Annotated in this window: 24 protein-coding genes and 1 pseudogene; 16 read left to right on the plus strand and 9 right to left on the minus strand. The window is 40.6% G+C overall.

The window, feature by feature from the left end; all coding sequences use genetic code 11:
- Positions 1 to 2 precede the first annotated feature (2 nt).
- From pseC to AOC32_RS01670, 10 genes are all read left to right on the plus strand, one after another.
- On the plus strand, positions 3 to 1,163 hold the full coding sequence (pseC, locus tag AOC32_RS01625) for a UDP-4-amino-4,6-dideoxy-N-acetyl-beta-L-altrosamine transaminase (RefSeq protein WP_108507829.1): 1,161 nt from the start codon (positions 3 to 5) through the stop codon (positions 1,161 to 1,163).
- Complete coding sequence (gene pseF, locus AOC32_RS01630; protein WP_108507830.1) at positions 1,160 to 1,861, plus strand: pseudaminic acid cytidylyltransferase; 702 nt, start codon at positions 1,160 to 1,162, stop codon at positions 1,859 to 1,861. The genes pseC and pseF overlap by 4 nt, the downstream gene beginning before the upstream one ends.
- Entirely contained in the window at positions 1,861 to 2,982 is a 1,122-nt protein-coding gene (gene pseG, locus AOC32_RS01635; protein WP_108507831.1) for a UDP-2,4-diacetamido-2,4,6-trideoxy-beta-L-altropyranose hydrolase, read from the plus strand. The genes pseF and pseG overlap by 1 nt, the downstream gene beginning before the upstream one ends.
- A complete protein-coding gene (locus AOC32_RS01640; RefSeq protein WP_108507832.1) occupies positions 2,957 to 3,604 on the plus strand; it encodes a formyltransferase family protein in 648 nt (215 codons plus the stop codon). The genes pseG and AOC32_RS01640 overlap by 26 nt, the downstream gene beginning before the upstream one ends.
- Positions 3,594 to 4,655, plus strand: coding sequence for a pseudaminic acid synthase (gene pseI / locus AOC32_RS01645; protein ID WP_108507833.1), 1,062 nt, complete (start codon positions 3,594 to 3,596; stop codon positions 4,653 to 4,655). Before AOC32_RS01640 ends, pseI begins: the two co-directional genes overlap by 11 nt.
- Positions 4,656 to 4,835: 180 nt before the next feature.
- Complete coding sequence (locus tag AOC32_RS01650; RefSeq protein WP_108507834.1) at positions 4,836 to 6,524, plus strand: ATP-binding cassette domain-containing protein; 1,689 nt, start codon at positions 4,836 to 4,838, stop codon at positions 6,522 to 6,524.
- Entirely contained in the window at positions 6,521 to 7,363 is an 843-nt protein-coding gene (locus AOC32_RS01655) for a class I SAM-dependent DNA methyltransferase (RefSeq protein ID WP_108507835.1), read from the plus strand. The genes AOC32_RS01650 and AOC32_RS01655 overlap by 4 nt, the downstream gene beginning before the upstream one ends.
- A complete protein-coding gene (locus AOC32_RS01660; RefSeq protein ID WP_108507836.1) occupies positions 7,360 to 8,499 on the plus strand; it encodes a hypothetical protein in 1,140 nt (379 codons plus the stop codon). The genes AOC32_RS01655 and AOC32_RS01660 overlap by 4 nt, the downstream gene beginning before the upstream one ends.
- 1 nt (position 8,500) lies before the next feature.
- Positions 8,501 to 9,175: a class I SAM-dependent methyltransferase gene (locus AOC32_RS01665; protein ID WP_108507837.1), complete on the plus strand. Its 675-nt coding sequence runs from the start codon at positions 8,501 to 8,503 to the stop codon at positions 9,173 to 9,175.
- 6 nt (positions 9,176 to 9,181) lie between these two features.
- Entirely contained in the window at positions 9,182 to 10,441 is a 1,260-nt protein-coding gene (locus tag AOC32_RS01670) for a hypothetical protein (RefSeq protein WP_108507838.1), read from the plus strand.
- 115 nt (positions 10,442 to 10,556) lie between these two features.
- On the opposite strand, the pseudogene AOC32_RS09830 reads toward AOC32_RS01670, so the two are convergent.
- Positions 10,557 to 10,670, minus strand: a pseudogene (locus AOC32_RS09830) (IS30 family transposase); the annotation flags it as partial.
- A 298-nt stretch (positions 10,671 to 10,968) separates the two neighbouring features.
- Here AOC32_RS09830 and AOC32_RS01680 point away from each other — a divergent pair.
- Complete coding sequence (locus AOC32_RS01680; RefSeq protein WP_108507840.1) at positions 10,969 to 12,039, plus strand: hypothetical protein; 1,071 nt, start codon at positions 10,969 to 10,971, stop codon at positions 12,037 to 12,039.
- 196 nt (positions 12,040 to 12,235) lie between these two features.
- Here the strand turns inward: AOC32_RS01680 and AOC32_RS01685 are convergent.
- Positions 12,236 to 13,323, minus strand: a protein-coding gene (locus AOC32_RS01685) for an IS3 family transposase (protein WP_108507841.1) whose coding sequence is annotated in 2 segments (ribosomal slippage) — positions 12,236 to 13,071 and positions 13,071 to 13,323 — 1,089 coding nt in all. Because the reading frame shifts where the segments join, the coding sequence is not laid out codon by codon here.
- A gap of 346 nt (positions 13,324 to 13,669) precedes the next feature.
- On the opposite strand from AOC32_RS01685, the gene AOC32_RS01690 reads away from it, so the two are divergent.
- Positions 13,670 to 14,722 carry a glycosyltransferase family 9 protein gene (locus AOC32_RS01690; protein WP_108507842.1) on the plus strand — a complete coding sequence of 351 codons (1,053 nt, stop codon included), beginning with the start codon at positions 13,670 to 13,672 and terminating at the stop codon, positions 14,720 to 14,722.
- On the plus strand, positions 14,719 to 15,852 hold the full coding sequence (locus AOC32_RS01695; RefSeq protein ID WP_108507843.1) for a glycosyltransferase family 9 protein: 1,134 nt from the start codon (positions 14,719 to 14,721) through the stop codon (positions 15,850 to 15,852). The genes AOC32_RS01690 and AOC32_RS01695 overlap by 4 nt, the downstream gene beginning before the upstream one ends.
- 251 nt (positions 15,853 to 16,103) lie before the next feature.
- On the opposite strand, the gene AOC32_RS01700 is transcribed toward AOC32_RS01695, so the two are convergent.
- Positions 16,104 to 16,811: a class I SAM-dependent methyltransferase gene (locus tag AOC32_RS01700; protein ID WP_108507844.1), complete on the minus strand. Its 708-nt coding sequence runs from the start codon at positions 16,809 to 16,811 to the stop codon at positions 16,104 to 16,106.
- 633 nt (positions 16,812 to 17,444) lie between these two features.
- Between AOC32_RS01700 and AOC32_RS01705 the strand changes: the two genes are divergently transcribed.
- Entirely contained in the window at positions 17,445 to 18,440 is a 996-nt protein-coding gene (locus AOC32_RS01705; RefSeq protein ID WP_108507845.1) for an NAD-dependent epimerase/dehydratase family protein, read from the plus strand.
- A 41-nt stretch (positions 18,441 to 18,481) separates the two neighbouring features.
- Here the strand turns inward: AOC32_RS01705 and AOC32_RS01710 are convergent, their stop codons facing one another.
- On the minus strand, positions 18,482 to 19,504 hold the full coding sequence (locus tag AOC32_RS01710) for a site-specific integrase (protein WP_108507846.1): 1,023 nt from the start codon (positions 19,502 to 19,504) through the stop codon (positions 18,482 to 18,484).
- A gap of 106 nt (positions 19,505 to 19,610) precedes the next feature.
- Between AOC32_RS01710 and AOC32_RS01715 the strand changes: the two genes are divergently transcribed.
- The gene (locus tag AOC32_RS01715) at positions 19,611 to 19,817 is read left to right on the plus strand and encodes a hypothetical protein (RefSeq protein WP_199908510.1); all 207 of its coding nucleotides are present in this window, start codon (positions 19,611 to 19,613) and stop codon (positions 19,815 to 19,817) included.
- Entirely contained in the window at positions 19,818 to 20,702 is an 885-nt protein-coding gene (locus AOC32_RS01720) for a hypothetical protein (RefSeq protein ID WP_108507847.1), read from the plus strand.
- Between the two features lie 224 nt (positions 20,703 to 20,926).
- Here AOC32_RS01720 and AOC32_RS01725 read toward each other — a convergent pair whose 3' ends face one another.
- The 5 genes from AOC32_RS01725 to AOC32_RS01745 all read right to left on the minus strand — a co-directional run bounded on the left by AOC32_RS01725 (position 20,927) and on the right by AOC32_RS01745 (position 24,055).
- On the minus strand, positions 20,927 to 22,024 hold the full coding sequence (locus AOC32_RS01725; RefSeq protein WP_108507848.1) for an MraY family glycosyltransferase: 1,098 nt from the start codon (positions 22,022 to 22,024) through the stop codon (positions 20,927 to 20,929).
- A gap of 83 nt (positions 22,025 to 22,107) precedes the next feature.
- On the minus strand, positions 22,108 to 22,362 hold the full coding sequence (locus AOC32_RS01730; RefSeq protein ID WP_108507849.1) for a hypothetical protein: 255 nt from the start codon (positions 22,360 to 22,362) through the stop codon (positions 22,108 to 22,110).
- Between the two features lie 385 nt (positions 22,363 to 22,747).
- Positions 22,748 to 22,945 (minus strand): hypothetical protein, encoded by a 198-nt coding sequence (locus tag AOC32_RS01735; protein ID WP_108507850.1) that lies wholly within the window; start codon positions 22,943 to 22,945, stop codon positions 22,748 to 22,750.
- 2 nt (positions 22,946 to 22,947) lie between these two features.
- Entirely contained in the window at positions 22,948 to 23,460 is a 513-nt protein-coding gene (locus tag AOC32_RS01740; protein WP_108507851.1) for a zeta toxin family protein, read from the minus strand.
- 28 nt (positions 23,461 to 23,488) lie between these two features.
- Positions 23,489 to 24,055 carry a tyrosine-type recombinase/integrase gene (locus AOC32_RS01745; protein ID WP_108507852.1) on the minus strand — a complete coding sequence of 189 codons (567 nt, stop codon included), beginning with the start codon at positions 24,053 to 24,055 and terminating at the stop codon, positions 23,489 to 23,491.
- Between the last annotated feature and the right edge of the window lie 77 nt (positions 24,056 to 24,132).

Consider the following 24,132-nt stretch of genomic DNA (forward strand, 5'->3'; position numbering starts at 1 on the left):
TAGTGATTCCTTATGGTAGCCAGGATATCAGCCAAGCTGACATTGATGCGGTCGTGGCTGCACTGCAGTCAGATTTTCTGACTCAAGGCCCTCAAGTGCCCCTGTTTGAACAAACCGTAGCTAGTCACGTTGGCGCCAAACATGCGCTTGCAGTCAACAGTGCCACCTCTGCTTTACACATAGCCTGTCTGGCGCTGGGTCTTGGCCCTGGTGACTGGCTCTGGACTACCCCTGTAACTTTTGTGGCCTCGGCCAACTGTGGCTTGTACTGTGGCGCCCAAGTGGACTTTGTTGACATAGATCCACGTACCTACAACCTATGCCCCAAAGCTTTAGAGTCCAAATTGCTTGCCGCCCAAAAATCAGACAAACTGCCCAAGGTGGTGGTGGCAGTGCATCTGTCTGGCCAGCCTTGCGACATGACAGCCATCCGCGTGTTGGGCCAAAAGTATGGCTTCAAAATTATTGAAGACGCCTCGCACGCAATTGGCGGGAAATACAAAGGCGAACCTATTGGTAATGGTCGCTACAGCGATATTACGGTATTTAGTTTTCACCCGGTCAAAATTATCACCACCGCCGAAGGAGGTATGGCCCTAACTAATAGTGATGAGTTGGCAGTACATATGGGATTGCTGCGCAGCCACGGCATTACTCGCGACACAGCACAAATGACACACGCACCAGACGGCCCCTGGTACTACCAGCAAATTGGTTTGGGCTTTAACTACCGAATGACCGAATTGCAAGCAGCTCTGGGTTTGAGCCAAATGCAGCGGCTCGACATCTTCGTGGCCCGCCGTCACCAACTGGCCCAGCGCTATGACCAACTACTTGCCGCTTTACCGGTAACCACACCTTGGCAGCAAACGGACAGCTATTCGGGGTTACACCTCTATATTATCCGCTTGAAGTTGGACAAGATCTGCAAAACCCACCGCCAGGTTTTTGAATCACTCCGCGAGCAAGGTATTGGCGTTAATTTGCACTACATTCCAATACACACCCAGCCCTACTACCAGCGAATGGGTTACAAAATGGGTGATTATCCACAGGCCGAAAAGTATTATGCTGAGGCCATCAGCCTGCCTATGTATCACACTCTGAGCTATATCCAGCAAGACCAGGTGGTGGCCGCACTGCAGCGAGCCCTGGCCGTATGAGACTGGCTATTATTCCAGCCCGAGGCGGTAGCAAGCGTATACCGCGCAAAAACATCAAGTACTTTTGCGGCAACCCTATAATCGCCTGGTCCATTGCCGCTGCGCAGCAAAGTGGGTGTTTTGACCGCATCATCGTTAGCACCGATGACGCCGAAATCGCCAAAATTGCCCAGGCTCACGGCGCGGAATCGCCGTTTGTGCGCCCGTCCGAACTGTCGGATGACTACACCGGTACTATCCCTGTGATTGCACACGCTGTTGCCTGGCAAAACGCTAATGGACAAGCGGTTACTCAAGCTTGCTGTATTTACGCCACAGCACCCTTTGTGCAAGCGCAAGATCTGCAGCGCGGTCTGAACGTGTTGAAAACCAGCGGTGCGCAATATGCCTTTTCTGTGACGAGCTATACCTTTCCTATCCAGCGAGCCATTCGCATCACTTCCGAACAGCGTGTGGCCATGTTTCAGCCAGAACACTTTACCACTCGCTCGCAAGACTTGGAAGAGGCTTGGCACGATGCTGGCCAGTTTTATTGGGGGGAGGCTAGTGCTTGGCTGGCTTGCAAGTCTCTGTTCAGTGAAGATGCCGCACCCGTCTATCTTCCGCGTCATCGCGTTCAGGACATCGATACACCAGAAGACTGGCAACGTGCAGAATGGCTTTTTATGGCCATGCAACACCAACAAGGTCTAGCCTGATGCACATTACCTTTCGTGCCGACGCTTCGCTGCAAATTGGTACGGGCCATGTTATGCGCTGCCTGACCTTAGCCGACGCGCTGCGTGAGCGCGGGGCAATCTGTAGCTTTGTGTGCCGCCCGCATCAGGGACACTTGATGGCACTGATTAACCAGCGCGGCTATCGCGTCTTAGCATTGCCTAAGCTTCTAGAGGGCTCCGAGCTCAACCCGAACGGCACAGCGCATGCCCACTGGCTGTGCACGGACTGGACTACGGATGCGCAAGACACCCAACAAGCGTTAGCTGCGGACACGGGCGACCAGCCTGTGGACTGGCTAGTGGTGGATCACTACGCCTTGGATGCACGTTGGGAAAAAACGCTGCGCCCACAAGCCAAATGCATAATGGTCATAGATGATTTAGCCGATAGGCCGCACGTTTGCGACCTCTTGCTTGACCAGAACCTGGGCCGGAAAGACGAGGATTATATCGGCTTGCTCAATGGGAAACCCGTAACTTTGATTGGCCCGCAATACGCGCTGCTGCGCCCCGAGTTTGCGGCGATGCGAGCACAAAGCCTAGAGCGGCGCCAGAGCCCTCACCTGCGTCGTTTGCTCATTACTATGGGCGGAGTAGATAAAGATAATGCTACCGGTCAAGTGCTGGCGGCGCTGCAAAGCTGCAACTTGCCTGCTGACTTGAGCTTGACTGTGGTTATGGGGCTACATGCGCCATGGCTAGTTCAAGTGCGAGCACAGGCAACACAAATGCCTTGGTACACCGAAGTGTTGGTGGGGGTGGATAACATGGCTCAACTGATGGCTGAGTGTGACTTGGCTATTGGCGCGTCGGGCAGTACCTCTTGGGAGCGGTGTTGCCTGGGCGTGCCGACCATTCAGATTGCACTGACCCAAAATCAAGTAGCTATTGGGCAGGCGCTAAGTAATTCCGGCGCAGCTCTCGCGGTAAAAGGTAATGCCATTGCGCAAACGCTCCCAAATCTTGTTCGCACTGTGGCAAATGCGGACAAGCTTTCCGCTATATCTTTGGCATCAAGTTCGATTACGCAGGGCAAGGGTACATTACTTGTATCCGACTTCATGAAAAGAGTATATGAAAATCACAATATTGTGCAGTGACCCACAGCACCCTATAAATTCATACATCCAACGCTGGGTAGAAGCGCAAGTGGGTATGCATGAGATCGATATCGTTCAGAAGAAATCACAGCTGCGCGGTGGGGATATTTTGTTTTTGATTTCTTGTTCGGAAATTATCAACGCAAGTGATCGGGCCCAATATGATGCTTGCCTTGTGCTGCACGCTAGCGATCTACCCAAAGGCAGAGGTTGGAGCCCCCACATTTGGGCGCTAGTGCAAGGTGCAGAAATGATTACCTTATCCATGCTTGAAGCAGAAGACAAGGTTGACAGTGGTCGCATTTGGCACAAAATGCATATTAGCGTACCAAAGCACGCCTTATGGGACGAAGTTAATCACTTATTATTTACTGCTGAAGTGGACATGATTCAGTATGCGATTCAAAACTACGCACTGGTAACACCACAAGATCATATGGAAACGGACCAAGCGACCTATTACTCTAAACGCACCCCGCAAGACAGCCGGATTGATCCATACAAAAGCATTCAAGAGCAATTTGACTTGATACGTGTGTGCGATCCGAACCGATTCCCTGCCTATTTTGAATACCTGGGCCAACGTTATATCTTGAAGCTGGAGAAATCCAATGAGAAATGAAATCAATATCGCAGGCCGAAAAATTGGACCTGCTTACGCCCCTTATGTGATTGCCGAAATGTCGGCTAACCATAACGGCAACATTGAGACAGCGTTTCGCATTATTGAAGAGGCCAAAAGGGCAGGTGCGGATGCCATTAAGATGCAAACCTACACGGCTGACACGCTCACGCTAAACTGTGATTTGCCTGACTTTCAGATCAATGACGGGCTTTGGGCGGGACGTACTCTATATGAGTTGTACGAGTGGGCACACACTCCCTGGGATTGGCACAAGCCTTTGTTTGAACATGCTCGTAAGCTCGGTATAACCATCTTCAGCTCGCCCTTTGATAACAAGGCCATTGACCTGTTAGAAGACCTTAACACCCCTGCATACAAGATTGCGTCTTTTGAGGCGGTAGATCTACCACTTATTAAATATGCGGCTAGTACACGTAAACCAATAATTATTTCCACAGGCATGGCCGATGCGGAAGAAATTGCCGAAGCCATTCAAGCCGCCCGCGAAGGTGGTTGCAAAGAGCTTGCGGTGTTGCATTGCGTAAGCGGCTACCCTGCACCCGCAGAGGATTACAACCTTCGAACTATCCCCGACATGATCGAGCGTTTTGGTTTGGTTACGGGCTTGTCTGATCATACGTTAGACAACACGACTGCGATTGCCAGCGTGGCACTAGGAACCAGTTTGGTAGAAAAGCACTTCACACTTGATCGTTGCGGTGGGGGGGCAGATGACAGCTTTAGCTTGGAGCCTGTCGAATTGGCTAACCTTGTTACCAGTCTAAAAACTGCATGGAAAGCTTTAGGCAATATAGATTATGGACGCAAATCCAGCGAGCAAGGAAGTGCCAAGTTTAGACGGTCGCTTTATTTTGTTAAATCGCTTGAGGCTGGCGAACCTATACCTAAAGATGCGATTCGAAGTATCAGACCTGGATTTGGTATTGCACCCAAGCATATGGAAAGAATAGTTGGAGCTATTCTAAAGTCAAGTGTAGATATTGGAACTCCTGTTTCATGGGAAATTTTAGAAATAAATCACTCTTGAGTTACTGACTGCGCGGAATGGTAAAGCCTCTTGGGTCAATATAACTTTAAGTTAATTTTTTAATAAAAAATCGATATTTCAAAATAAATCTGAAAATAAAATGGCTTTCAAATTTTAAAAAATAAATTTAATTAAAATTAGATAAAAACTTATATTTATAAAGCATTAATCCAAAGTCAAATGAATGAGCTCCTTAAAGTAATTAATTTAATAAAAAAAAATAATAAATCAGGGCTGCTGACTTTGACAATAGTTCTAACTACGTCAGTAGGCCTCTTTGAAATCTTTTCTCTAGGAGTAATTTATTATTTAATCAAAATACTCCTAGATGATCAAAATAAATTAAAATTTATAGAGGAAATTGAACAATATTTAGAAATTAATATATTGCAAGATAGTATTTCTGGATTATTAGTAGCTTTAATTGTTTTATTAACAATAACCAAGGCGGTGGCATCATTACTGGCCACATATTTCCAGCAGACGCTCGTATTTAATACTGCCGTTAATGTGTCCAGTGAGCTCTTTTTGAAGTACACATCCCAGTCGTATAGTTATTTTGATAAAAAAGGATCCTCCTATTTTCTAAGAAATTTAACAAGTGAAATTAATCAGTTGATCGACAATGGACTCCTGCCCACAGTAACATTATTAACCGAAAGTATTTTAGCGGGATTGCTTGTAATCGCTCTCATAACTATAAATCCGAGTGGCGCTTTAATTTTTTCTTCTGTAATATTTTTATATTGGAGTTTAAATAATAAAATAACTGGAAATTTGTTGACAAAATGGGGTCGAATACGTCAAATCCTAGAAAAAGAAAGAATCGAAGGAATTCAGGCTACATTTGAAGCGATCAAGGAAACAATTTTATATTCTCTACAAGAGCGTCAAAAGAATGAATTTAGAAATCGAACACAAATCACATTTGACCTCCTGAAAAAACATGTTTATTTGCAGCAAATACCAAAAAACTTGCTAGAACTAATAGCTTTTTTGACAATAATTTATCTGGCAACATCGACGCAAAATAAAGAGGGTGGTGATATTGTTGCTTTTGTAACAATATTTACGGGAATACTTATAAAACTAATTCCTTCAATGCATCGGATCACAAATTCGTTTAATTCATTGAAATATTCTAAAGATGCCATCAAGACAATTACAGACGGGCTTGAATTAGATGTAAGAAAAAGCTATTTTGACAAAAAAAAAGAATCAGCTTTATCTAATGAAATTGAAATTAAGATGGTGGGGGTAAGCCTTTTGCTTGGCGAAAAAAAAATAATTGAAAACTTTAGCCAAGAATTTAAAACTGGAGAGGTGATCGCGATAATTGGTAAAAGCGGAGCGGGAAAGTCAACACTTCTTGATTTAATCATTGGATTGAGATCTCCAAATTTGGGAAGTGTTAGATACCACAAAAACGGTGTAGAAGTTAGTTGTAATGAAATATGTGTTGGCTACGCACCGCAATCATCTTACATTTTCAGTGAAAGCATAGAATATAACATTACCTTAAGAAGAGGTTGTGTCGACAAGGACCTTTTAGACAGATCAATTAATATGACTGGTCTACATAATGTAATTGAATCTCAACCAAATGGAATTGATCAAATAATCGGAGTGAGCGGCGTTAGTTTATCAGGAGGGCAGAGACAAAGAATAGCATTAGCAAGAGCTTTATATCGTTGCCCGGAATTATTGATATTAGATGAGCCGACAAGTGCACTAGACCCAACTTCAGCCGTCGAAATTATGAATAACCTACTACTAATAAAGAGTACGACATGTTTGCTAATAGTTACACACAGCGATGAAGTTGCAAATATGGCAGATCGAAAAATTGAATTAAAGGAGTTGAAATGATTGGAATAAGAACCGCATTAAAAAAGTTTAAATTTAATTATTGGCAATCTGGCGAGGTTGCGAGAAGATATCACGAAGCAACAAAATCAACTTCTGACTACACATCTAAAATAACCGATGAATATTTAAACATATTAGTGACGAAATTGACTAGAAAATCAAAGATATTAGATCTTGGTTGCGGTACTGGAGCGATAACTCGTCGACTAATTAATTATGGTCATGATGTAACTGCAGTCGATATAAGTTTGCAAATGCTTGAGCAATTAAAGGCTAGTTGTCAGCATGAAACACTTAAGACTATTCAGGGGGATATATTCGCTCTCGAGGCTTTGGTCGAGCATGGTTCGTTTGATGCAGTGGCTACAAGATGGGTAATACCGCATTTCCCGAACTGGATTGCAATACTGCCGAAAGTGGTCGATGTTCTAAAGCCTGGTGGATATTTTCTATTCGATATAGGAAGTGATGATAACTATACAATTGCTCAAGAAAGGTTTGAATTAGACAAGCATATATTTGGCTACAATGACGATAACACAAAATTAGGTAAAAACTTTTACGCGAGTTCGGGAATCAAAGAATTAAATAGTATTGCGAATTTTGCTAACTTTGAGGTGGTATCAATAAATACTTTTGGTTTTTTTAGACAAAATGCAATCATCGCATCAGCTGCTAGAGGTTATGGTTTCGAAACGTATAAAGAAGAATTTGCCAAGCACTACGAGAACCCTGATGTGAAGAAATTTGTAGATTGGTTTGATAGCCTTATAACGCCTGGATTTCCATACGGAATGGTTAATACCCTTGGAGTCTTGCTTAAAAAGAATCCTAAATGATTGAATATAGTAACAAATTTAGATTTGGGTCAAATGTATGGGGTGGAGTCTTTGACTTTCTAAATAGCGGAGGTAAATCTTTTTTATATCCTAAACTTATAATAAAAAAATATAAAAAAAAGCCTTCTCAGTTTTTATCATCGATCCTAAACAACAATTGTGGCATTCAGTCAATGCCAAAAGCCCTCATAATCGGAACATCTAATTTAAGCGAATTACGTCAAGTTTTTGATAATAATGAGATACTGTGTCTAGGTGGATTAGGGGATGCTATTCAGTGTAAAAAATTAGGTATTCCATATATTTCTAACTATACTTTAACGAAAAATTTGTATAACTGCTGGTTTAATTGTGATATAGAGAAATTTAATAAACTTATAAAGTTTACATCGAATATTTTAAATGAAAATAATATAAAAAAAGTTGTAGTTTCAAATGACAGTTTACCGCTCGAGAGGTTGATCATTTATTCTGCTCGAGATTTGAGTATAAAGACTTTCTGCATTCAACACGGGTTATTTTCAAGAAAAATACCTGATATTAATGATGGAAAATATGCAGATATAATATTATGTTATGATATTTATCAGCGACAAATACTGCTTGACAGCGGGTCAACAAATCCGATCTCAATAGGATATCCCTTTACTTCATTGAGTCAATCATCCTGTCAGGATCGCAAATCACTTTTATTTTTTGGCCAACCTTGGTCAAGGTATTATTCAGATAAACATGATGCTTATATTAGTGTGGTGGGAAATATAAAAAAATTATGTGAGGAATTCGGGATAAATTTTAAGTACAAACCCCATCCCTCCGAAACCATTATTGCTAATGGAGTGATAGACAAATCATCTCTAGACAAAAGTGATCTTCAGTCTACTTTAGATAAGCATTTCATGTTCTGTTCAATAAGTTCCACGGCTTTATTACAAGCATCTCTTTTAGGTAAGCTCGTATTCCAAATATATGATCAATTTTTTCTTGATGAACGTTATCAGGATTTTGGATATTGCTACTCGATATCTATTCAAGATAAATATAAATTTTTGGAGCTAATTAGGTTTGGAATGCCTTTAAAGTTGCCCTCTGATAATAAAAGAATACATAGACTTAAAGAAGTTTTAAGAGGTTGAAATGAGCAAAGTAAACATCCATATTCAGAAAAACACTCCTCAATTCATAAAATATTATGAGGATCCAAAATCAAAACTTATTGAATTGATAAGGGAGTATAAATTTAAATCAGCAATTGAAATCGGATGTGGAGGTGGCAGTAATCTTTCAGAGCTAAAAAAAATTAACCCAAATTGTTTTACTGTTGGTATTGAGCTTCGCCCTGATCTCCAGGAAAAGCTTAAGAGGAATGATTCCGTAAATGAATTTTATATAGGTGACGTATTTGAATTACTTCCAATTCTAGATCGATCTTTTGATGTGATAATTTTAAGTCACGTACTTGAGCATTTCAGTGATCCTGAAAATTTGTTAAATGCATGTAAAAAGTTAGCAACCAAAAATACAATTTTTTTGATTGCATTACCAAATATCCGTCATATTTCAGTTTTAGCTCCATTGATTTTTTCTGATCAATTTGAGTATAAGTCTGCAGGAATATTGGATATTACGCACCTTCGATTTTTTACAAGAAAAACTGCTGAAATTTTAATAGAAAGTTGTGGTCTACATATTATGAATTGTAATCCAGAAATAAGTAATCGAAAGTCGGGCTTTGTGAACAGAATGACACTCGGATTAATGTCTGGGTTTTGTGCTCATGCATATAATTTTATATGCAAAATGAAAGTGTAAAATTATATGAAAATAGTAACAATAATATCTGCAAATTATTTGGCTTACGCAAAGACCTTAGCACTTTCAGTCAAAAAAGCAGATCATGGGGCTCTTTTAGTTTTGATTGCAGACAAAAAAGCATCGTGCAAGGAAAAATTAGAATATATCTCAGAATTTGATTATATATTTGCGGAGGACATAGGGATCCAAAGTATCCATGAGATGGCATTTAAATATGATATTACCGAATTTAATACAGCATTAAAACCTTTTTTTTTAGAATATGTAATTAATAATATTAATGACAGAGTTGTTTATCTAGATCCTGATGTATTTGTGTATGAACGACTAACGCCAATACAAGATGCGTTGCAACGTAGTTCAATCCTCTTAACACCACATAGTACAACACCAATTATGGATGGATTGCGGCCATCAGATATCGATTTTTTGAGAACCGGAGTATTTAATTTGGGTTTTATAGCAATCAAAAAATGTGATGAGGTTAAAAAATTTCTTTGCTGGTGGAAGTCGAGGTGTGAGAAATTATGTTTTAACGATACTGCTTTTGGAACTTTTGTCGATCAAAAATGGATTGATTTAGTACCATGCTATTTTTCTAAAGTTGAAATCTTAAAAATTGCGGGATTAAATGTTGCTTATTGGAATATCCATGAACGGACTTTATCAAAAAATAATGGAAAATTCTTAGTGAATGGAGAGCCCCTGTATTTTTTTCATTACAGTGGAATTGATACAAAGAAACCAGATGATTTCTCGAAACATCAGAGTCGCACCTCGCTAACCTCTAATAGTTCATTAAGAGAGCTTGTTGCAAGTTATATAGCATTACTTTTGGAAAATGGTATACAGATCTATCAAATGATACCTTATGGTTTTAATTATCTCAATGACGGCTCTTACATTAGTCCTACAGCGAGGCGAGCACTTGTAGTCTACGGCGACACGGTTCTCGATCCGTTTGACAGTAAAGAAAATTTTCAGCTGACTTTGCGCCGGTCTGGTTTACAGTGTGACCAATTTCCTGATGTGGGTTCTGTTAATACACGAAATTTTTATAAATATAGAAAATTTGCCAAATATATAAACATGATGATCCGCGCCTCTGCTTTTATTTTTGGAGCAATCAGGATGTTTAAGTTAATTCGATATTTTTCTATTGTTTCGAGAGAATCCCATTATCAATCAATTCTTCTTGGACAGGAAATGGACTTTTCACATCCTAAGGATCGGTATTTCTTAGGTAATAACATTGATAGATAGATATTCTCTTTATTAATCTGAGAATTAATTGATTATAAAGCTATATTTAATTACCTAAATTTTTAAAGTCTAAATTTCATAATTCAAATTAAAATTTTTATTAATAAACGTAGATTCAAACACGAAGTGCAACACGGTTTAAAGATTGACTAAAGACTTCACTTGGTGTTTTAAATCCCAATCGTTCTCTGGGTCTGTTATTTAATTGTTCTTGGATCATTCTAAGCTCGGCCTATCTGGCTTTGGGTTTTTCCGTCTTTCATGAGGATATAAATCTGATATCGTTCAGTTTGGCTAAGGTGTTGATAGGTCATGGCGACTTTGACTTGCAGGTCTAGAAGCTTTGGATACTAAAACATCCTTAGCCTCCTTACCTAGTTGTTCAAAGTTGCACTTCGTGGTTGAATTCACCAAATTTGTAAAGTAAGATGGTAAATCTTTCTAATAATAAGAAGCTTAATAAAATATTTAGAATTTATATTAATAGTTGTTTGGAGTGATCAAGCCACAAAATTTTTATATTTATAATGAAAATAAAAGCTAGTTATATCGATTTTTTTTTTGTGACGCTTACCTTTGCCTGTCAAATATGGACAATTAAGTTTGGTCTATTATCATTGCCAATCCTTGTTTATGGAATTATGGGTACCGCAGCAGTATTTATAGAAAAAAAAATAGAGTTCCTTTATCTCATATTAATACTAGTATTATCTTTTTCACTTGCTTTGACTACTCTCAATGATGGGGCGGGAATATTTCACTATAGTTATTATTTTGGGATAATAACAATTTTTTTCATATTTATTTTTTTTTATTTAGCTCAGGCCATACGTGAAAAAACTAAAAAAGACTATCATTCAGTTTATTTTTTAGCAATATTGCTTGCTATTGGATTTGTGATACTAAAAACTCCAGAAAAGTTATTAATAGCATCAGATGGTAATGTCGGACTTTTTAATGAAAAGGGACTCTTTTCTTATTATATTACTTTGATGGCAGGCTCCTATTGGTTCATTAAAAGAAATTTATTATCCGTAATATTTTTCGTGATGGTTTTAATTTATTGTTCAATAATTCAAGAGGCAACTAGAGCAATCTTACCGTTTATCGCTGTTATCCTGGTATTTTTGAAAAATATTAGGATAAGTTTAAGAGTAATTTTTATTTCAATTTTATTTATTTTTTTGGCATTATTTTTTTTCATGGAGCCATTAATCTATAAATTAAATATTGCGCTAAATGCAGGTGGAGTTGATGGACGTAATGCTGCCGTTACTATCTTAATTGAGCAAGGCTTAAATAATTTATATCTGGGTAATGGATTTCATTCTTATCTTGGTAATAGGTGGGAACTTCTACCGATGCCAGGCGATTTCCCATATGATTATCCGGGTTCAATGCTACTTGAATTGATTTACGAAGTTGGCATTCCATTGACAGTAATAATAGTTGCGGTATTGACTAAAGTAGTTTTTGGGAAAGTTAGTCTATTTGGAATGGCTGCTGTTTTATCAGTTGTTATTTCTGGTGGAAAGCAAGATATTTTAATGTGGTATACGCTAATAGTTTTAGCTCGCCTAAATAAGCATTCAACATAATTTTCTAATTACACCCAAAAATTCCTCATTCAGGCACATATGCAAAAAAAAGGGGGGGGTAAATTAAGGCAAGTCGTGAACATTCCTGTTATTGTAACTATTTATGTTCAAAGTATTGCTGCATAATTAATTTGATTGGTATTGATATCATATGGTAATCCCCCCATTTTTTAACCGAACCCAGAAGTAGGATTCATTAAGCAACCATGGCTAGTCGCTGTTTCGGGGTAATACCGCCCAATGCCATATTTGGACGTTGATGGTTATATTTATACATCCACTCTGTTGCAAACTCTTGAACTTCATCTACGCTTTGCCAATAATGCTGCGATAGCCATTCATACCTCACGGTGCGATTAAAGCGCTCGACATACGCATTTTGCTGTGGTTTACCGGGTTGGATATGGGTAATATGGATCTGATGTTTGGCTGCCCATTCCATCAGTCTGCCGCTCACCAGTTCTGGCCCGTTGTCCGCTCGTATAACGGCAGGCTTACCGCGCCAAGCAATGATCTGATCTAAAGCGCGGATTACGCGCTCGGATGGCAGCGAGAAGTCCACCTCAATGCCCAAAGCTTCCCGGTTAAAGTCGTCAATCACGTTAAAGAGGCGGATGGATCTGCCATCTTGTAACTGGTCATGCATAAAATCCATCGACCACACCTGGTTGATACCGAGCGGCACCACCAAGGCATCGGGCTTATCCCGTACCAAACGCTTGCGGGGTTTGATGCGCAGGTTCAGTTCTAACTCCCGGTAAATCCGGTAAATGCGTTTGTGGTTCCATTTGAAGTTCTTGACATTGCGAAGGTGCAAATAGCACAGCCCAAAGCCCCAGCTGCGGTTGTTATCCGTCAATCGGATCAGCCAGTTGGCAATCTGCTCGTTCTCGGCATTACTCTTGGCCTCATAGCGATAGCAAGACTCGCTAACCCTAAAAGCTTCGCAAGCCAAACGAATGGGGATTGCTTTATCTCTGACTGCCCGCTGGGCCATCTCACGTCTGTGAGATGGCCTCACCACTTTTTTGCGAGGGCTTCGGTCACGATCTCCGCCTTAAGCTTCTCTTCGATATACATCTTCTTTAAGCGGGCGTTCTCTGCTTCAAGCTCCTTCATGCGAGCCATCATCGAGGTATCCATGCCGCCATACTTGGCGCGCCACTTGTAAAAGGTGGCAGAGCTAATGCCGAGCTCTCGGCAAACATCAGGAACACCCAAGCCAGCATCAACCCGTTTAAGGGCATCCATGATTTGGCTATCGGTAAATTTAGAACGCTTCATGCAGAACTCCTCTATTAGAGAAAATTCTACCTCTGAGGACGGTTAACCTGTGGGGGGATTACCATATAAGCGAAACTAAAGAGACAGTATGAGGAGGTTTGTTTTGAACCCTTATGAGGTTAAAAAATAATTCGACTGCAGCTTAGACTAGATTTTAGAATAGATTAGCAGTTAAAACTTAAAGATCAAAGATTAATTGCAAGATCCCATTAAATATCAGTTATATTTACTTTCCATTTTGAATTTGACTAATGTTGTCACCGTATGTTACAACAATTATCGAATATAAGTTGATAATATTACGGCTGAGCATATTTACTGTAAGGCTAATTTAAATAATTTTGAGGTGGAGCTTGATATTTTGCGCAAAATACTAGTAATTAAACTGTCGGCCATCGGAGATGTCCTTGTTTCTTCACCTATATTTGGCCTTCTGGCAGTTGATAATGAGGTTCACCATCTTGTTATGGAACAATGTAGTAGTGTGACCTTGAATAATCCTTCAATTACAAAACATCATATTATTTCTTTAATTCCATCAGGAAATCGATGGCTCGATCTTTGGCAAACCTTTAGGCTAATACTCAAACTTCGAGAAGAAAAATATGATGTGGCATTTATCCTGCATAGAAATATTGTGTTTCAAATCATCTGCCGGCTCGCGGGTGTTAGGAAAATCTATGGCTTCAGTTCTCGCTTGAATCCATTTTTTACTAATCATATGCCTTATCGCTTTGATGTGAATCGCACGCTACAGGAGTGCAAATTATTACGACTTGGTGGCTTCAATGTTAAAGATCCAGAATGCTTAGAATTTTACCCACAGATCGATGTGTTGCCACCAAGACTTCTCTCAATATTGCCAGAACGGTTTGTTGCCTGTAATCCTGGGGGTGGCAACCCTCACTCGCCAGCAGATAATAGATTATGGCCTATTGAGAATTATGCAGAATTGATTCGTCGTTCACCCTTACCTTTTGTAATCCTTGGCTATGGACAACCGGATGAGCAGCTCGTAATTAGATTATGTAAATTACTTGAACCTAAAGAAATTATTAACCTTGTAGGAAAAACTAGTTTTTCAGAAACAGCCTTGATTCTAAAGCTAGCTACCCTATATGTTGGGAATGATAGTTCGTTGATGTTCCTGGGTGCGGCTATGCAGACCAAAACAATAGGATTGTATGGCCCAACCCAAGTTGAGGCAGCCAAGCCAATTGGGAAGCAACAGTATGCAATTCGAAGCGATTCCTCATGTTCTCCATGTTATGACCCTTATCTTGGTATTAATGGGAGGATGTATACCTGTAACAATAATATATGCATGCAGGAAATTGAAGTAGAGAAAGTACTCGGCAAAATGATGAAAATACTTGAATTAAGGGCCAGTCAAGTATGAAACTAACTGTCATGAAGTTTTTTGACAAAATGCTGGCATCCATCATTATTTTTATTAGTAAAAAGATAGCATTGTATGAAAAACCAAAGAAAATACTTATTATTAAGTTATCAGCCATGGGAGATGCGGTCTGTCTAATGCCAGCAGTTAGACAGTTGTATTCAGCATTTGATGATGTCCAGATCGACTGGTTTACTAGCGCTCGCTCTGCTCCCCAACTGTTTTCAGGTATTCCATTCATTCATAACATTTATATATTACCAACCTCGCCATTTCATTTGTTTACATTTCTTATAAAGAATACTTTCAATTTTTGTAAATATGATTTGATTATTGATTTTGACCAATATTACAGATTCTCAGAATTAATCTCCTTTTTCGGTAAAGTTAATGCAGGGTTTGTTACTCCACTTAAAGGAAGAAAATTTTCATTGTCTATTCCCTATGATCCCATTAGAAATGAAAAGCTGATTTTCTCTGATCTTGTGAATCAGATTATCGGCCATTATAAAGGCCGAATAACTCAATATAAGTCTGAACTCCCAGAATTATTGATTGGCTTTCTGCCGACTAGGCGTTTGATGAGTTTTGTAAATCAATTTTCAGGCTCAAATAAATTAGTCTTGATCATTTATCCTGGTTCTAGTTCTAATGCAGACTATCGTAGATGGCCAATTTCGCGTTACATAGAACTGATTGCAAGGTTTAATCAAATTTGTGAAATTATTGTAGCCGGCGGGCCAGATGAGCTTTCACTAAAACACAGTCTTGCAAGGGAGGGATATAGCGCACTGGATAATATTGGATCCTGGTCCTTGCATGAATGGTTGTGGATATTCCGAAATGTAAAAGGTTTTTTTGTGGGTAACGATGGCGGCTTACTTCATCTAGCAGAAAGTCAGGGTATGCCAGTCATTGGAATTTTCGGGCCCGCTTTTTATTCAAAATGGGGTTCTATTAATCCGAATAGCTCAGTTGCCGAAATTGAATTGGAATGCAGACCGTGTTTAAAAAATTATTTAGGGCAAGTTCCAAATCGTTGTGGGCGAGGTGATATTAAATGTCTTGCAGATATTTCTACTGAGACAGTGGGTTTTTTAATTCAAAAGAAATTGTCTTCTAATCATTGAATTGTATTTAATATTACCATTCATCGAGTGAATTATTTATGTTTTTTTGAACTTTAACTTTAAAAATTTTATTGATAAAATTTTACTTCCGAAAAATATCGAAATTGTGAAATAAGTCTAAATTAAATTTTAGTTAAACTAATTTTAATATTAATAATTTGGGAAATATTAACTTCTAATACAGGCCTGAAAGCAGTTGCTTAAATAAAAAAATTTGGAATTCCTATATAAATCTACTTATTCAATTGACGTTATTTTCCAAGAAAATAATTAGTTTCTAAATTTTTTTCTTTTAAGATATTTATTATATTCACATCATATACTGTTTTTTGAATCAAATAAAAAATTGAGACACTTAAGCTTGGGAACAATTTAGAAAGCTTAGTGGCTAAATATGGGGGAGCCCCATACATATTAGCCCCATCTATGGATCTAATCTGTAAACCACCGATCCCATCAATGATTCTTTTAAATTCCTGAAGCGTGAAACCCCGAACATGCGCATCATCCGCCTTGACGCAACTAGGTTGAATCCCTGTTAAAAGCTGCAATCTACAATGAAATGCGGCCATATTTGGAATCCCAACAATTAAATGCCCCCCTATTCTAGTAACTCGTACCTGCTCATGTAGAACCCAAAGCCAATTTTTTAAATGTTCGAATACCTGATTACAGATAGAAACATCAAAAAAATTATCTTGATAGGGGAGTCGTTCAAACTCTAAATCAATATCGGAAATCTCCACTCCATCGACAGGCATAAAATTGATCCCATAGAGCTCAGTATTGGCTTGACCTGCAATTTCTCGAAATATCTTCAAATCCCTTCCTTCGCCGCATCCTAGGTCTATAACCTTCAGTGAGTCACTTTGATAGAGCTCTTTAGCATAATTCTGGATTATTCTCTCCCCATAGTTTAAATAGTAACCCTGATCACGCCATTTTTTTAGAAGTTTCATACTTTCTGCCTATGTGAGTGCAAATTTAATTCATGATAATTACTTGAATAAATTTTTAAATTAAATTTTATCTTACTTTTGATATAGAAATTGTATTGTATCGGGCGCTTCATAAAACTATTCATTATATTCCTACATCTAGATTACAAATAATCTAAAAAGGGGCAGTTAACCAATTTTTAGACATTTATCAAGATTTTAGTAATGCATAGCAACTCGCTATTTAATCAAATTTTCATATGGCCTGTAGTCTTAGAATTATTAATTCTGACTTTGGTTAAGAACTACTTAGTTACGGAATATTGGGAAGAATCGTGTTTTCAAAAAATCACTCCTACACAGCTCTTCGAGATAAGTAAATTTCCATAAATAGAGTATTAATGTAATGAACCTACTAATAATAATTAAGGTATCATTAGATATGAATTAACTAAATTTTGAAAACTTTACGTAATAGATGCCATGTTCAAATAAATTACGTTTAAATATAGTGATAAAGGATATTTTTTTAAAATAGACTACAGGGTGCAATATCTCATAAGTTGTACTTTTATGTTTTGGTTAACCAATTGGAGTGGTGCTATCTTAGTTCTTGCACTAAATTTAGAATAAAAATATCAGGATCAATACTTTATGCAGACTATAAGTGTCATTGGTGGTAGTGGATTTATTGGGACAAGATTAGTACGTCGGCTAAAAAATAACGAACAACTAAACATTGAAATTATTGATAAGGTGCAAAGTAAAGCGTACCCGGACCTAAATAAATTGGGTGATGTTAGATTTGCTGAACAACTTAGAGCCTCAATTTCTAACTCATCAGCAATAATCAATTTAGCCGCTGAACATCGCGATGATGTTCGTCCGTTGAGTCTTTATGACGAAGTCAACATTGGAGGCGCTAAAAATATTTGTAACATTGCGAATGAGATAAGTGTGCAGACGATTGTGTTTACCAGCACTGTTGCGATATATGGTTTCTCACAAAATGACACGAATGAGTATGGAAAAATTATCCCTTTTAACGATTATGGACGTACGAAATGGGAGGCGGAACAGGTCTATAAACAATGGCAGGCTGAAGACCCTCAAAATCGGACCCTAGTCATTGTTCGTCCAACCGTGGTTTTCGGAGAGAGAAATAGGGGTAATGTCTTTAATTTGCTTAGACAAATTGCTTCCGGTAAGTTTGTTATGGTTGGGGATGGGTTAAACCGAAAGTCAATGGCCTATGTTGAGAATGTCGCGGCATTCATTGAGTATTCATTAAATTTCAAACCAGGGGTGCATATCTTTAACTATATTGATAAGCCTGATTTCACAATGAATGCTCTTGTAGTCCATGTCAATAATTTATTAGGGAGGTCTTCTGAGATTAAATTTAGATTGCCATTCTCTTTGGGGTGGTTAATTGGATCTAGCTTTGATTTGGTTGCAAAAATTACAGGTAGAAAATTTCCTATCAGTGCAATTAGAGTTAAAAAGTTTTGCGCTAATTCAGTATATGAATCAGCCGTAGACTCAACTGGATTTACTCCGCCAGTACCCTTAATGGAGGCAATTGAAAAAACAGTTCGTTTTGAATTCATTGAGGACCATAAGGATGAGCAGGTTTTTTATTCAGAATAGTAATTGCATTAATTGAAATACTGCATTTAATATTCGAAAGTTTAAGCGATTGCATTGCTAAATTCCAGATACCTCATCACCGTATCTGATTTTGACCACCTACCCCGCTGCATAATAATTGGCATACTTGCTCCAGAATTTAGTAAATCCTGAGCAGCGCCAACGCGCATGGAGTGACCGCTGATCTGTTCAATAAGCCCGTCTTCAAGACCGGCATTTTTAGCAATTCGTTTATAAATACGGTTAATCTGCCCAGAGCCAAGTGCGCTCTGTGAAATTCTTCCTCCGCGATCAATGCCAACCATGAGGTATTCCTGTTCCTTGGAAAGTTTTTCTATCCATCTTAGCAGGGCTAGATAAGCTCTTTGGCTTAGATGCAGCCATTTTCCCGACGAATCTTGATCGGTTTTACTTTTTCTTAGAAGAATGGATGCACTTTCGCTACCATTTTTAATATTGATCTTCACATCTTTCACCTTTAGAGATGCAAGCTCACTTCGTCGACATAGCGTGTCATAAGCTACCAGTAGCAGTGCCCGATCCCGAATTCCTCTAATTGAGTTTTCGGTAGCCAAAAGAAGCTTGTCTAATAAATCCCCATTTATGCCGAGAGCCTGTTTGGCTGACCGCCCTAGCTTGCGGTGCATTCTGCGCATCTCTAGATTGACATCCGGATCCTTTGAGGGGTCATCGAGTCGATTAAGTCTATGAATGGCAGATAGCCCGCATAGGGCTCGTCTAATGCTCGCAGAGGCTCTGCTAGATTCAGATAATTTTGAAATGTATTGAACCACTAAACTTGGCTGAGCGGGTAGTGCATTTGCATTCCTTTTATGGCAAAAGTTTATGAAATCAGTAAAGTCTGCCCGATAGGCCCTAATAGTAGATGCTGCATAGGCACCCTCAATCTTGACGATGGTTTCTTGAAGAAGTTTGTAATCTTGATTTAAGTCTTTTTGCTTCTTGGATTTGGTTAACCCTGGATTGGACTTATTTGCTGTCAGCGATCTTTTTCGGACTGGACTTTTGGTTATAGATTGTGCAAAATCATGATTAATAAGCATTTTTTATCACCTTAGTAATAAATATTTTTAATTAATTAGTATTTATTATTAATAATATAGTAAAAATTACTTGATTACAAGCGATCAAATACGTGCTGCTAGGGCCATGCTTAGATGGAGCGGTAAGGACTTGGCAGAAAAATCAGGGCTCGGTTTTTCAACACTGATGCGCTTGGAGTCGCTCGAGGGTGTGCCTGGTACGCATGCGAAAACATTAGAAGTTATTGAGAAAACTTTTGAGAAGGCAGGCATTCAATTTATCGGCACACCTGACGATGGACCTGGCGTGAGGTTATTTTGTAAAGGTAAGTAGATGGCGAAGACTGCCCCCGTTACCAAATCACGACGCTCCGGCGGGCCCAAAAGTGAGGAGGGTAAGAGAGCGAGCTCCCGGAATGCCTTAAGGACCGGCGTCTACTCATCGATGATTGTTTTGCCCGGCGAAGATGAGTCCGCGTTTCGGGAGCTTGAGGAGCAATTTATCCGCGACTTTGATCCGCGTGATATTGCCGAGAGCGCAATCGTTCGAGAACTTGCCACGATTACTTGGAAAAAGCTGCGACTCGAAAAGCTTGAGCAGTCCTCCTTCTTGCGCGCCATGAATGCGCCTATTAATGATTACGATTTTTCTGACTACGGCATTCGCTTCAATAACGAGACCTTCGCATTCTTTTTGAGGGGACTTGTTGTGACGATGGAGGAGGCAAAGGTCCAGGAGTCGAGGCTGGCCATAGTTTCAAAGTTCCAAGGCAAATTTCTGACAAGCGAGCAGTACCGGACCATCCATTCAAAGCACCCAGAAATTTACCGTGAGATCGTTGAGCTTGGGCTGAGCTGCAACTGCTTTGATTCAGAGCCCTCGATCGATGAGCTGGTTCTAAGCTACATCGAGCTCGAGAACGGTGGCGAGCAGTCGCTCGCCAGCTATGCGCTTGAGCGGATTATTAAGAGCGCCCAGAATATTCTTTGGTACTTTAAGCGATACGACGCGATTCAGGAAGCTGTTGTCAAAATCAAAGAGGAGCGCCTACTCGAACTCATGCAGATCGATAAGACCCGCCGCATCCATGACGACCTGAGTCGGACCTTCTACCGGGCGCTGACGGGGCTGCGTAAGCACCAAGAGTGGCGCCGCAGGGCGCTGATTGTCGATATCTCTCCTGAGGAGGGCGAGGGTAGCAGGCGGCTTGGGAAATAGATCCCTCGATTGATAGAGGCCCTAGGTTTATTTCAATTCATTAAACCACTCAATCCACTGTGTTTTACAAAACGGACTAATTCTCATTTGGAGGCTGCCTAAACCAGCCTATTTTAGGTAGATGGGGACCGAGTCAGGTGAAGAGAGGCATGCTAATGCCATGTATCGCGCCTATCACCATCGGAATTCTTGGGTAGGGGCTGTAAGCGCAACCCCTTATTCATTTACTTCGGGGGGGGGCGGTTGCTAATCACCGCGGGGGTTTTAAAGGTCACGATGGTGCGGTAGGCGTAGACATAAAACACAATAAAGACCGCTGCCGAGATCATGAGTAGTGAGGTCGAGTCCCACCATAACATGGCGGGGATTGCGCCCAGGCTTGAGAGGATCCAGAGGTAGGGCGAGGTCTTGGCATTACGCAGGTACTGGTGGGGCTTGCCGTCGTGGTAGACCCAGCGCATCACGCGGCGGTAGATGAGACTATGAAAGTGAGCGCCGTCGGGAAGCCCGGGGTTGCGGCCCTGGTGCACGGCCCTGCGCCAGATGGTAAAGAGGGTCTCAAAGATCGGGTAGGCATTGACCATGAGCGCAAACCAGGGCGATACGGATGGATGGCGCACCACCAATAGGATCGAAGCGATCGCGATTAAAAGACCGATCAAGTAGGCGCCGCCATCGCCCAAAAAGATGAGGCCCTTGGGGTAGTTCCAGAGAAAAAAGCCAGCAATCGATCCGATCGTGATGAACGCAAGACCGATGACGAGCGGATCCTGAACCTTAAGGGCCACATAAAGAATAGCGGTCGCCGCGATGATGCCCACCATGCTCGCTAAGCCATTAAAACCGTCGATGATGTTATACGCATTCGAGAGCCCCGCGATGGCAAACGCCAAAAAGAAGATAGCGACCGCGGGGTAGGCCATCAGGCTGTCGACGATCGGAATATCGAGACGAATGGAAGCGATGTCAAAGAGAAACAGAAACAAAGCCCCGGAAATGAATGCGGCCATGAGCCGCACCTTGACCCCGATGCGTTTGGTGAGGTCCTCGGCAATTCCGAAGGTAAAAACGGGCAGGGCCGCAAGCATCATTAGGGCGAGAGAATTTGCTAACGGGGGATTGGTCAACGAGCCCACAACGATTGCGGTTATCAATCCGGCCGCAATTCCGAGGCCGCCGATTCGGGGGGTAACCTCCTCATGAAATTTTTGCGGACCATCTAGGTCATGATCCCCAGTAAATCGTAGATGCCAATCCCGGTAGCGGATCAGAAGTCCACAAACCACGAGACTTGCAAACAGAGAGGTAAGTAATAAAATCATCCCTTAATTATAAAACTTATAAAAATACCGCTAACATAGGTATAAGCAAGTCATCAGAGTTTTCGCTAAATATGTCTGATGGTTCAGCAAGGAATGAATGCGCTCTGCAAACCATGTGCTCGGGATATTGTGTAAACCATGTGTCCGGTACGTACCTCCGCAGGACTGCCTTTGATCTCGTAATACATGCCGAGGCATTCGGAGAGAAGGGCATAAAGACCCTTGTTGGATTTGTCGTAAAAGTCGCGTTGCCAAACTTGACGACGGGTTGCTAGGGCATCGAGTTTAACCAATGTCGCGCTAGCGATTTCATGCTTCTGATTTGCTGTGATTCTCATGTGCTGCTCCTTAGTTAAGTTAAGTGTCAACCCAACTTGGGTTTAAAAGGTATTGCAGCGCGCGCTTTGTTGAGTTGACGAAAGCAGTATATTTTTTTTCGTATTTTTCGTGCAAATCAGAATGTTGTTTTATTTCCTTGACACAAAAATCGGAAAAGTCAAAGCCACGTGCTTATTGGCTTAGCGGGTGATTTTATTTTTTAAAAAAAATCACTAAAAAACTCCGTTTGAAAATTCCATGCAAAATTAAGTGTGAAATTATTGTGAAAATTTTCAGTGAAATGTTTTGAATTTACTATTAATCGTAGGCGAAAACTTCGCTCTACAAATGAAAAACCAGCCGGGTGATGGGCTGGTTAATATGAGTACAGCAGAGGGTACTTGGTTAAGAATTAGCTTGTCTTTGCTTAATCAGTTCGGCAGCTGGAATGCGTACCACTTTACCGTTTATTGAAGTCACAATCGCCGTATTGGTTTGGATAGCTAGATCAATAGCTGCTTTGCCAGCACGTTGCATAGCATTGTAGGATCCAGCGATATCAGGATCGGGGGAATTGCGAATATCTTTAGTAAAAGTTTTCATAGTTAGCTGCAATCTACTTGCTCTGGCGGGGTAGTATCACCGTTTAACATTACCCATGAGTTTACTGCCTTTTGGTATTCGGGTAAATTCCGCAATCCAGTTGTAAAACGCCTGCGAATGACCTCTTCGGGGATATTGTGGCCACCTTGCGCTACCCGCTCTGCAACGCGAGAAATTGCCAATTCTGGTGAGCTTAAGGCTATAAACCAGAGCTTGACTGTATACCCCAGTTTTTCCCATTTTTTGATGCGCTGCAGATAGTGAGATCCAGATAGAGTGGTTTCGAAAGCAAAGCTTTCTCCTGTCTCTGTGCACTGATCAATTTCTTCAAGCATTAGCCTAGCTGCTTTAAAAGCAACAGCTTCTGGGTTAAACGGGGCTAACCCTGCAGCAATGAGGTCGGCATTGATAAAGCGAAAGGTATGCGCTTCTTGAGGCAAGAAGTCTTTGGCAAAGGTGGTTTTGCCAGCCCCATTAGGGCCAGCAATAATAATGATTTTCTTTTCAGAATTCATACAGTGATTTTACTGTTCTATTGAAAACCTAGATCAACTCCACAGCATTTCTCTTTTGCTCATCATTGACATCGATGTACCTTTGGGTCACCGCAATGGACCGATGACCAGCTAACGAGGCTAAGATTCGCACACCAATTCCTTTATTAGCCAAAGTCGTAATAAAGAATTTTCTGCCCGAATGACTGCTGCCACCACTAATACCGACATTTTTGTAGAGCTGATGAAACCAAACACACAATCCATTTGGACTAAAGCGCAGGCGATGTTCTGTATGAAAGAAGGGAATATCCGCGCCTTTGGCGTGTCTTGTGGTGAGGTAATTGGCTAACTCGGTTTGTAGGCGCTGAGATACAAATACCGTTCTGGGATATTTTCCTTTGGTCTGCGCTGCACTTAGGTGAATCTCGTTTTTAATGGTGCCATCGGGGTTCACTACGTCCCCCATGGTGAGTGAGGCTATTTCGGCGACCCTAAGTCCTCCGAGAAAGCTGGTAAGAACAATTGCGCGATCACGCAAAGCGTATTTTTTGATACTAACGTAGTCCAGAACTTGATCAAGTTCGGCTTGAGATAAGGTTTTTGCTTGTGCCATTTGGTTCTCCTGTCATAAATAAAATGCGTGTTTTTAGTATGTTTTCTTAAAGGCAAAAGGTCGACCTCAGTTTGTTT

This window comes from Polynucleobacter acidiphobus, from assembly GCF_003065385.1.
GTDB lineage: Bacteria > Pseudomonadota > Gammaproteobacteria > Burkholderiales > Burkholderiaceae > Polynucleobacter > Polynucleobacter acidiphobus.